Raw genomic sequence first — 10,043 nt, 5'->3', positions numbered from 1 at the left:
GGGCGGAAAGACCGTCCAGATCACCGTCGAGGACCAGAGCGGCGACCGGACCCGAGAGCTGGCTGTTGCGCGGCGGGTTGGCAAGATCGGCGAGTGCCGCCTCAAGCATCGGCGACGAGCCGAACGCGCGGGCAAGACGCATGCGCCAGCCGCGCGGCAGGCCAAGGGCGGCCAGCACCGCCTCGAAAATGGTCTGGTCGCCAAGCGTGATCGCCAATGCCTGGCCAGGCAGCACCAGCGACAGCAGCGCATGCGCGTCGGCCACCGAGCGGGCATCCGCTTGCGCGGTATCGCGGTCGCCGAGATCCTCGATGCCGGCCTGGAAGAACTCGTTGCCGCCTTCGCGGCGCTGGCGAAACACCTCGCCCAGATAGGAATAACGGCGCGGCGTGCCGGCCTGCGAACTTATGTGGTCGAGGCAGACCGGAATGGTGAATTCCGGCCGCAGGCAGAGCGTCTGCCCCGTTTCGCTTTCGGTGAGGAAGATCCGGCGGCGCAAATCCTCGCCGGCCATGTCGAGGAACGGGTCCGCCGGCTGCAATATGGCGACCTCGACGGCGTGCGTGTTGCGCGTGGCGAAGAGGTTGGTGATGTCGGTGGAGATGGCGGGGGTGCGGGAGGTCAACTTGCTGACCTCAGTGCTGCACGACCCTCTGGTCCCAAACCAGAGGCGCCAACGCGGCCTCTACTTGCCACGCGCCCTCTCCTCAGCCTGCGCCGCCAATATCTTCCTCACCTCGACGACCAGCTCGCCCTCCGCCACAGTCACCTGTGCCGGGCGCGCCGCGCGCCATTCGGCGTTGTCTGATATTTCGGCCGACATGCGCGCGCCTTCGATCAGGTCCTTGATCTGCAGCTCGCCCTTGGCGCGCTCGTCGCCGCCCTGGATGATGGCGACCGGACAGCCGCGACGGTCGGCATATTTGAGCTGCGCCTTCATGCCGGCGCCGCCGAGATACATTTCGGAACGGATGCCGGCGGCGCGCAGCTCCGCCACCATCTTCTGGTAGCGGCCGAGGCTGTCGGTGTCCTTGTCCATCACCAGCACGACGACCGGCGCAATCACGTCCGAGGCATCAAGCTTGCCGAGGTTCTTCAGCGCGGTCATCAGCCTGGAGACGCCGATGGAAAAACCGGTTGCCGGCACCGGCTCGCCACGGAAGCGCGAGACGAGGCCATCATAGCGCCCGCCGCCACCGACCGAACCGAAGCGCACGATCTGGCCGTCTTCGTTGGGGATTTCGGCCAGAAGCTCGGCTTCGAAGACAGGGCCGGTGTAGTATTCGAGGCCGCGCACGACCGAGCGGTCCATGGCAATCCGGTCTTCGTCATATCCGGCCGCCCTGACCAGCGCTTCAATCGTGGCGAGTTCGCCGACGCCTTCCTGGTAGATCGCGTTCGAACTGACCATGGAATCCTGGCCGGCCTGTATAGTCCTCGCAGTCGCGAGAAGAACCGCCTCGGCTTGCCCGTTGTTCAACCCGGCGCCCTTGGCGAAGTCGCCTTCGCCCTCCTTGCCGCCGTCCCAGCGGCCCGGGCCAAGCAAAAGCTTCACGCCTTCCGGCCCGAGCTTGTCGAGCTTGTCGATCGCACGCAGCACCGTCAGCCGGCGGCCGGCATTCTCCTCGCCGCCAAGGCCGATCGCCTCCAGCACGCCATCCAGCACCTTGCGGTTGTTGACGCGGATGACGTAGTCGCCGCGCTTGATGCCCAGCGCTTCCATGACGTCGGCCATCATCATGGCCATTTCGGCGTCGGCGGCCACACCCGGCGTGCCGATCGTGTCGGCATCGAACTGCATGAACTGGCGGAAGCGGCCGGGGCCGGGCTTCTCGTTGCGGAACACCCAGCCTGAGCGATAGCTGCGGTAAGGTTTTGGCAGCCGCTCGTAATTCTCGGCGACATAACGCGCCGTCGGCGCGGTCAGGTCGTAGCGCAGCGACAGCCACTGGTCGTCGTCATCCTGGAAGGAGAACACGCCTTCGTTCGGCCGGTCCTGGTCGGGGAGGAATTTTCCGAGCGCATCGGTGTATTCGATCAGCGGCTGGTCTGCCGGTTCGAAGCCGTAAAGCTCATAGACCGAGCGGATCGTCGCCATCATCTTCTCGACGGCGCGGATGTCCTCGGCGCTGCGGTCGGCAAAGCCGCGCGGCAGTCGCGCTTTCGTCTTTTCCGATTTATCGGCCATGGGGTGTTTGCTCGGCGTTTTATGATGCTTGCAGGTCGGCAATGTTGCGATTTTCGCAACGCGGGTGTCCTAACCGAAGAGGTCGGATGCGGCAAGGGTCAGACCTCTGGCGCTGCCGATGAGAGAAGGCGACGCCGCACCTCCTTGAAACCAATCCGGACCGCAAATGAAACAATCCCGCCATGCGTGCGGCATCGTGCCGACACAATCGCCGCCGATAAAGCGCGGGAATGAGGGGTTCGCGGCCATGACCAGCACAGCAAGATTCCATGCCATCGACAGCGATGCCGGATTGTCCGCACGCTTGCGCCCGGCCGACATCAACGTCCCGAAAATGGTCAGCCAGGCTGCCGGACCGTTCGAAGTACCCGCCGACACCGGCAAGGGACCATCCATGCGCGACGCGTTGATGACCGGCCTGCTGGTGATCTATCCGACCCTGGCCACGGTGGTGGCGATCGTCGCCGGCCTGGTGCTGGCCAGCGCCAACGGCACCTGAGCCTATTTCGGCCGCCTGAAAGCCTTCCGCTGCTTCTCGACCTCTTGGCGGCAGGCGCAGCCCTCGAGGTGGTCGTTGACCAGGCCCATGGCCTGCATGAAGGCGTAGACCGTGGTCGGGCCGACAAAGCTCCAGCCGCGCTTCTTCAGCTCCTTCGAGATCCGCACCGAGACGGCCGTTGTCGGGTTCGCGCGCAGATGGGCGAGGTCGACGATTTGCGGCCGCTCGTCCTTGCCGGGTTCGAACTTCCAGAACCAGGCGGCCAGTGAGCCGAATTCGTCCACCATTTCGCGGGCGCGCCTGGCGTTGTTGATGGTCGAGACGATCTTGCCGCGATGGCGGATGATGCCGGCATTGCCGAGCAGGCGCTCGACATCCTTGTCGGTGAAGCTTGCTACCTTGTCGAATTCGAAATTGGCGAAGGCTTCGCGAAAATTCTCCCGCTTGCGCAGTATGGTCAGCCACGACAGGCCCGACTGAAAGCCTTCCAGGCAGATCTTTTCGAACAGCCTGCGGTCGTCGGCCACAGGCCGGCCCCATTCATGATCGTGATAGTGCAGATAGTCGGGCAGATTGCCGTGCCAGAAGCAGCGCGCGACACCGTCGGGGCCGGCGAGCAGGCCGGTGTGTTCCTTGTCCATAGGCCAAAATCCGTTCGTTAACGCGCTTTGCGCGGCATTTACTGCGGCTTTACCAGATTCGTGAACCCGGCGGTAACCACACCAAAAGGTTTACTGACAAAGCCGCATTTTACGCATTCCGATTCATGTTTCGGTTGCTGCTTGCGCGCCAATGATCGCCGAACCGGGAGGACGTTTCCACCCGTTTGTATCAGACGATCAAGGTGCGTTACGATGAAGACAGTGTTGTTTCCCGTGCTCGGCGCCGTGGCTGTGTTTGCCGCCGGCGTCACACCCTCAACCGCCGGCGACCGCTATGCCGACAGGCCGCCGGTGATGGTGAGCCCCGACCTTTCCGCACCCTGGGTGCTGCAGCTTGGCCATGCGCCCGGCATCGTGCGCCAGAACCGGCAGGTGGTGCAGCAGCAGCGACGCCTGCGCCCGGCGCAGCCCGACCGGGTGCAGACGGCGGCGGTGCAGCCGCCGGCCAAGCGCATGGTCGCGCGTCCCCAGATCAACCCGATCTACCTGCCGCAGGAAGTCGACTATGACGGAGGCCAGAAGCCGGGCACGATCGTCATCGACACCACGCAGAATTTCCTCTTCCTGGTCGAGAAGAACGGCAAGGCAAGGCGCTATGGCGTCGGCACCGGCAAGCCGGGCTTCGAATGGTCGGGTACGCACAAGATCACCAACAAGCGCGAGTGGCCGGACTGGCGCCCGCCGGCGCAGATGATCAAGCGCGAAGCCGCCAAGGGCCGCTATTTGCCGACCTATCTTGCCGGCGGCATGGAGAACCCGCTTGGTGCCCGTGCGCTCTACCTCGGCACCACCGAATACCGCATCCATGGCACCAACCAGCCGTGGACGATCGGCGGCGCGGTGTCGTCGGGCTGCATCCGCATGCGCAACGAGGACGTCGTCGATCTCTATGAGCGGGTCAATGTCGGAACCACGGTCGAGGTGATATAATAGTCCTTGCGAATCACCTGGCCGGCAAAGCAGTCCGCGTTTCGAGGCCAGTTTAGGGATACGGGGGACGGGCCGTATGGGGATGCGGCCGGTCAGGAAGGGCAGCACGGGAAACCGCGCTGCCCTTTCCGTTTTGAGCAGAAATCGAGGGCAAAAGGCCACCCACGCGTCGCGCAACGGGCATAGCGGTTCGCTTTCATGCTGCCCTTTGCCGCATTCTTTTGCTATCTCGGTGGCAAGTTCCACAAAAGAGTTCACCCATGCCTCTGTCCGAAGACAGCCGTTATCTCAAGGGCGGCCCGGTCGCCCAGCGCATCATCGCCGCCGTTGCCGAGGACGCAGCGATCGCCAAAGCCGAGGGTTTTCCGCCCAAGCTGATCTCGATCACCGTCGGCGACACCGATGCGGTGGACGTCTATGTGCGCAACCAGCGCGCCAAGGCTGAGCTCGCCGGCATCGATTTCGAGGAACGGCGCTTTCCCGCCACCATCACAGCAGGCGAGTTGGAAGCTGCGATCCACGGCCTGAATGCCGATCCGCGCGTTACCGGCATCATCATCCAGCGGCCCGTGCCAGCGCATATCCCCATCAAGACGCTGCAAGCGGCGGTGCATCCGCTGAAGGATGTCGAAGGCATGCATCCGGCCTCGATCGGCAACATCGTCTACAACCAGCTCGATCTCGCGCCTTGCACGGCGGCCGCCTCGGTCGAGCTGCTGAAGGAGACCGGCCTCGACCTCAAGGGACTGGAAGTCGTCATCGTCGGCCATTCGGAAATCGTCGGCAAGCCGATCGCCTTCCTGTTGATGAGCGAAGGCGCGACGGTGACGGTCTGCCACCACATGACGCGATCGGTCGCCGCCCATGCAAGGCGCGCCGATGCGCTGTTCGTTGCCGTCGGCAAGCCGCGGCTGATCAAGGCCGACATGGTCAAGCCGGGCGCTGCCGTCATCGACATCGGCATCAATTCCGAAATCGCCCCCGACGGCTCCAGCCGCATCGTCGGCGACGTCGACACTGAAAGCGTGCGCGAGGTCGCCTCCTGGATCACCCCGGTGCCGGGCGGCGTCGGCCCGATCACGGTCGCCATCCTGCTGCGCAACACCATGGTCGCGCTCAGCCGCCAGCGCGCGCTTTATGAGGCGACCTACGGTACGGCCGACAGGCTTGCGGCGGAGTAAGGACAGGGCGACCTATTCCGCAGCGATCAGGCTTTCTTCCAGAACACCTTCCGGCTTCGGCCCACCATAGGCCCAGTCGAGCAGCTTTATCGTGTGCACCACCGGCATCTTCGCGGCGGAAGCGATTTGCGTGATGCAGCCTATGTTGCCGGTGGCGACGATCGAGGCCCCCGTCGCCTCGATGTTTTTCACCTTGCGGTCGCGCAGTTTGGCCGAGATCTCGGGCTGCAGGATGTTGTAGGTGCCGGCAGAGCCGCAGCAGAGATGCCCTTCGCGCGGCTCGCGCACGATGAAGCCGGCCTTGGCCAGCAGTTCTTTCGGCTGGCGGGTGATCTTCTGGCCGTGCTGCATCGAGCAGGCCGAGTGATAGGCAACGACAGTGCCCGGCTTGCGAACCGGTTCGGGCAGGTCGAGGGTCGAGAGATATTCGGTAACGTCCTTGGCCAGTGCCGAGACGCGTGCGGCCTTGTCGGCATAGGCCGGGTCGAGCCGCAGCATGAAACCGTAGTCCTTGATCGTCGTGCCGCAGCCCGAGGCGGTGATGACGATGGCATCGAGCCCGCCCTGGTCGAGGGCGCGTGTCCAGGCGTCGACATTCTGCCTCGCCGAGGCAAGCGCGGCCTGTTCGCGCCCCATATGATGGACCAGCGCACCACAACAGCCTTCGCCCGGCGGCACCAAGACCTCGACGCCGAGCCGCGTCAGCAGCGAAATCGTCGCCTCGTTGATGGCGGGATCGAGCACCGATTGCGCGCAGCCGGTGAGGATGGCGACACGACCTCTTTTGGTCCCCTGCCCGACATGGATGCCCGGCGAGCCTATCGGCGAAGCTGCCGGGATCGACGCCGGCGCAAGCTTGAGCATCGCACTGAGCGGCTTCAGCGCCGGAACCTTGTCGAACAAGCCTATGAACGGCTTGCCCAGCTTCGCCAGCTTGAGCGCGGCGCGAAAGCGCTGGGGATAGGGCAGTACGAAGGCCAGCATGGCGCGGGTCAGGCGGTCGAGCAGTGGCCGCTTGTAGGTCTCCTGGATATGGGCGCGGGCATGGTCGACCAGATGCATGTAGTTGACGCCCGACGGGCAGGTGCTCATGCAGGCAAGGCACGACAGGCAGCGATCGATATGGGTGACGATCTGCTTGTCGGCCGGACGGCCTTTTTCCAGCATGTCCTTGATCAGGTAGATGCGCCCGCGCGGTGAATCGAGCTCGTTGCCGAGTGTCACATAGGTCGGGCACGTCGCGGTGCAGAAGCCGCAATGCACGCATTTGCGCAGGATCTTTTCCGATTCCGCGACATGCGGATCGGCAAGCTGGGCAAGCGAAAAATTGGTCTGCATCGCTGATGTCCTAGGCCATGCGGCCGGGATTGAAGATATTCTTGGGGTCGAATTCCTGTTTCAGGCGGACCGATAGTGCAGCAAGAGCGGGCGGCTGCGGCTCGAACACCGGTAGAGCGGCGCGATGCGAGGGTGCGGCGCGCACCAGCGTCGCATGGCCGCCGCCATGTTTCCTCAACAGCCCGCGCAGCAGAGCGGCTTCCGGATCGCCCTGTTCCATGCGCAGCCAAACCAGTCCGCCCTGCCAGTCATAAAAGGCGCTGACGGCGGCCTGCATGCGCAGCGTCAGGACCATCTGGTGGCTCTGAGAAGGCGTCATCGAGATGCGCCAGACCGGCTTCTCGCTGCCGTCGGCGAAAGGCCTGCAATCGCGAACGTCGCGCCAGATCAGCCGTGAAACCTCGCCGCCAATCTCCTCCAGCGGGCCGGCATTGCCGAGCAGCGTTTTCAGCGCGGCGATGCGGTAGGCGACCGACGGGCCGAAACCCTCGACGCGCAGCAGCGTGGCAGCCTCGCTGCCGAGACTGCCGCTGGCGACGCGCGCGGCGATCCGCTCCGGCAGGTGGGCGGCACTCGACACTTCAGCACTCGAGCCAAGCGCCAGGGCCATGGCGGCGGCCGCGGCATCGTCGAGCAGGCTACGGATGGCGAGCGTGACTTCGGTCTCGGCTGCCGGCAGCACCTTGAAGGTGACGTCGGTGAAGACGGCCAGCGTGCCCCAGCTGTTGGCCATCAGCTTCGACATGTCATAGCCGGTGACGTTCTTGACCACGCGACCGCCCGACTTGAAGGCCTCGCCACGACCGGACACCACATTGATGCCCAGGACATGGTCGCGCGCGGCCCCCGCCTTGAGCCGGCGCGGACCGGAGAGGTTAGCGCCGAGCACACCGCCGATCGTACCTTTGCCCGGTTCGCCACCAAGCAGCGGGCCGTAATCCATCGGCTCGAAAGCGAGCTGCTGGCCGTTTTCCGCCAGCAGTTTTTCGATCTCGGCCAACGGTGTGCCTGCCTTGGCCGACAGCACCAGTTCAGCCGGTTCATAGAGCGTGACGTCAGATAATTTCGACAGGTCGAGCGTGTGTTCGGTTTGCAGCGGCCGGCCGATGCCACGCTTGGAGCCATGGCCAAGGAGTTCGAGCGGCGCCTCTTCCGCCACGGCCCAGGCTATGGTGGAGAGGACTTCGGATGGGGTGGTCGGGGTGAAGGTGGTCATGAAGAGACCGCGCCAGATGCGAGTTCGGATATGCCGAGTTCCCTGGCGCCCCCCTCTGTCCTGCCGGACATCTCCCCCTCAAGGGGGGAGATCAGATGTCGCATATGGCTTCGCCAATCTTCAATGATGACGGAAGGGCGAGGCGCGCAAGCTGCCAATCTCCCCCCTTGAGGGGGAGATGTCCGGCAGGACAGAGGGGGGTGTTCACGCGCCGTCATCACCCTCAAAACCTCGGAATGTCCGGAAACGCCACCTGCCCGCGGTGCACATGCATCCGCCCAAGCTCGGCGCATCGCCGCAGCTGCGGAAATACTTTTCCCGGGTTGAGCAGATGGTTGGGATCGAAGGCACATTTGACGCGCATCTGCTGGTCGAGATCGATCTGGGTGAACATTTCCGGCATCAGGTCGCGTTTTTCCACGCCCACACCGTGTTCGCCGGTCAAGACGCCGCCGACCTTGACGCAGAGCCGCAATATATCGGCGCCGAAACTTTCGGCCTTGTCGAGTTCGCCCGGTACGTTGGCGTCGTAGAGGATCAGCGGATGCAGATTGCCGTCACCGGCATGAAAGACATTGGCGACGCCGAGACCGTATTTTTCCGACAGCTCGCGCATGCCGGCGAGCACGCGCGGCAGCTCCTTGCGCGGGATGGTGCCGTCCATGCAGTAGTAGTCGGGCGAGATGCGGCCGACGGCCGGAAACGCCGCCTTGCGGCCGGCCCAGAAGCTCAGCCGTTCCTGTTCGGACTGCGAAATGCGGCAGGTGGTCGAGCCGTTCTTGTAGGCGATCGCCTCGACCAGCCCGATCAGATGATCGACCTCGACGCCCGGCCCGTCGAGCTCGACGATCAGCAGCGCCTCGACATCGAGGGGATAGCCGGCATGAACGAAATCTTCCGCCGCATGGATCGCCGGCCGGTCCATCATCTCCATGCCGCCCGGGATGATGCCGGCGCCGATGATGTCGGCAACGCACTGGCCGCCCTGCTCGCTGGTCGGGAAGCCGATCAGCAGTGCACGTGCCGTCTCCGGCTTCTTCAGGATGCGCACGGTGACCTCGGTGACGACGCCGAGCAGCCCTTCGGACCCGGTCATGACGCCGAGCAGGTCGTAGCCTTCCGCATCGAGGTGACTGCCGCCCAGCCGCACCACCTCGCCATTCATCAGCACCATCTCGATGCCGAGCACATTGTTGGCTGTGAGGCCGTATTTCAGGCAGTGCACGCCGCCGGAATTCTCCGCGACATTGCCGCCGATCGAGCAGGCGATCTGGGAGGATGGATCGGGGGCGTAGTAAAAGCCCTCCTGCTCGACGGCGGTGGTGATGCCGAGATTGGTGACGCCCGGCTGGGCAACGACGACGCGATTGGGAAAATCGATCCCGAGGATACGGTTGAAACGGCTCATGACCAGCAGCACCGCGTCCTCGAGCGGCAGCGCCCCGCCCGACAGCGAGGTGCCGGAGCCGCGCGGCACGACGCGGATGTTGCGGTCGTTGCAGTATTTCAGCACGCGCGAAACCTGCGCCACCGTTTGCGGCAGCACGACGACCAGCGGCAGCTGCCGATAGGCGGTCAAGCCGTCGCTCTCGAAGGCGCGCATGGAATTGGCGGCGTCGACGACGCCCTCACCCGGCACGATGATGCGCATGTCGGCGACGATCTCGTCGCGCCGGCGCATCGTGGCATCGTCTGGTTTCGGCATGGCCAGGCCGGACATCAGCAGCCTCATTTCGCTTGACTGGTCAAAATCTTTTACCAGTGAAGCGCGTTGGGTGCAAATCCTGTAATGGCGGCGAATCCAACTTCAAGGCGGAGACAGGCTTACGCAGCGGCAATCTGCCGCTGCTATTCGCCGGGCGGCTTGCCGGGTTCGGAGTGCATCCGGCGCACGCGGCGCACGCCCCACCAGACCAGCAGGATGGCGACAGGCACCGAAGCAGCGGTAATGATCTCCGGCGCGAAGGCATGGCCGAAGATCGAGGCGCCCTTGGCGACATAGCCGACAAGGCCGACCACATAATAGGAG

Annotated in this window: 10 protein-coding genes; 3 read left to right on the top strand and 7 right to left on the bottom strand. The window is 64.4% G+C overall.

From position 1 onward, the window contains the following. Positions 1-625: ATP phosphoribosyltransferase regulatory subunit (locus EN879_RS12395; protein ID WP_206520940.1), on the bottom strand; the 625-nt coding region annotated here is incomplete at its 3' end. Between the two features lie 60 nt (positions 626-685). Then, complete coding sequence (gene hisS / locus EN879_RS12390) at positions 686-2,188, bottom strand: histidine--tRNA ligase (protein WP_027160986.1); 1,503 nt, start codon at positions 2,186-2,188, stop codon at positions 686-688. Between the two features lie 247 nt (positions 2,189-2,435). Between hisS and EN879_RS12385 the strand changes: the two genes are divergently transcribed. Further along, positions 2,436-2,687, top strand: coding sequence for a hypothetical protein (locus EN879_RS12385; RefSeq protein ID WP_024502332.1), 252 nt, complete (start codon positions 2,436-2,438; stop codon positions 2,685-2,687). Between the two features lie 2 nt (positions 2,688-2,689). Here the strand turns inward: EN879_RS12385 and EN879_RS12380 are convergent, their stop codons facing one another. After that, the gene (locus EN879_RS12380; protein WP_013530355.1) at positions 2,690-3,328 is read right to left on the bottom strand and encodes a DNA-3-methyladenine glycosylase I; all 639 of its coding nucleotides are present in this window, start codon (positions 3,326-3,328) and stop codon (positions 2,690-2,692) included. Positions 3,329-3,541: 213 nt separating this feature from the next. Here EN879_RS12380 and EN879_RS12375 point away from each other — a divergent pair, with 213 nt between their 5' ends. Both EN879_RS12375 and EN879_RS12370 read left to right on the top strand, forming a co-directional pair. Next, positions 3,542-4,279, top strand: a complete 738-nt coding sequence (locus EN879_RS12375) for a L,D-transpeptidase (RefSeq protein ID WP_032808011.1) — start codon at positions 3,542-3,544, stop codon at positions 4,277-4,279. A 260-nt stretch (positions 4,280-4,539) separates the two neighbouring features. After that, positions 4,540-5,460 (top strand): bifunctional 5,10-methylenetetrahydrofolate dehydrogenase/5,10-methenyltetrahydrofolate cyclohydrolase, encoded by a 921-nt coding sequence (locus tag EN879_RS12370; RefSeq protein WP_027160988.1) that lies wholly within the window; start codon positions 4,540-4,542, stop codon positions 5,458-5,460. A 12-nt stretch (positions 5,461-5,472) separates the two neighbouring features. On the opposite strand, the gene glcF is transcribed toward EN879_RS12370, so the two are convergent. The 4 genes from glcF to EN879_RS12345 all read right to left on the bottom strand — a co-directional run. Then, a complete protein-coding gene (gene glcF / locus EN879_RS12365; RefSeq protein WP_063170130.1) occupies positions 5,473-6,798 on the bottom strand; it encodes a glycolate oxidase subunit GlcF in 1,326 nt (441 codons plus the stop codon). A gap of 10 nt (positions 6,799-6,808) precedes the next feature. Next, positions 6,809-8,014 carry an FAD-binding protein gene (locus EN879_RS12360; RefSeq protein WP_024502329.1) on the bottom strand — a complete coding sequence of 402 codons (1,206 nt, stop codon included), beginning with the start codon at positions 8,012-8,014 and terminating at the stop codon, positions 6,809-6,811. 223 nt (positions 8,015-8,237) lie between these two features. Further along, entirely contained in the window at positions 8,238-9,734 is a 1,497-nt protein-coding gene (locus EN879_RS12350) for an FAD-linked oxidase C-terminal domain-containing protein (RefSeq protein WP_013530350.1), read from the bottom strand. 128 nt (positions 9,735-9,862) lie between these two features. Beyond that, positions 9,863-10,043, bottom strand: a 181-nt coding sequence (locus EN879_RS12345; RefSeq protein ID WP_127274069.1) for a DUF3422 family protein, incomplete at its 5' end; no start/stop codon positions are given.

Source organism: Mesorhizobium sp. M7A.F.Ca.AU.002.02.1.1 (assembly GCF_003998535.1).
GTDB lineage: Bacteria > Pseudomonadota > Alphaproteobacteria > Rhizobiales > Rhizobiaceae > Mesorhizobium > Mesorhizobium ciceri.
The sequence above is the reverse complement of the archived record's forward strand: the minus strand, read 5'-3'. Positions and strand labels throughout refer to the sequence as shown.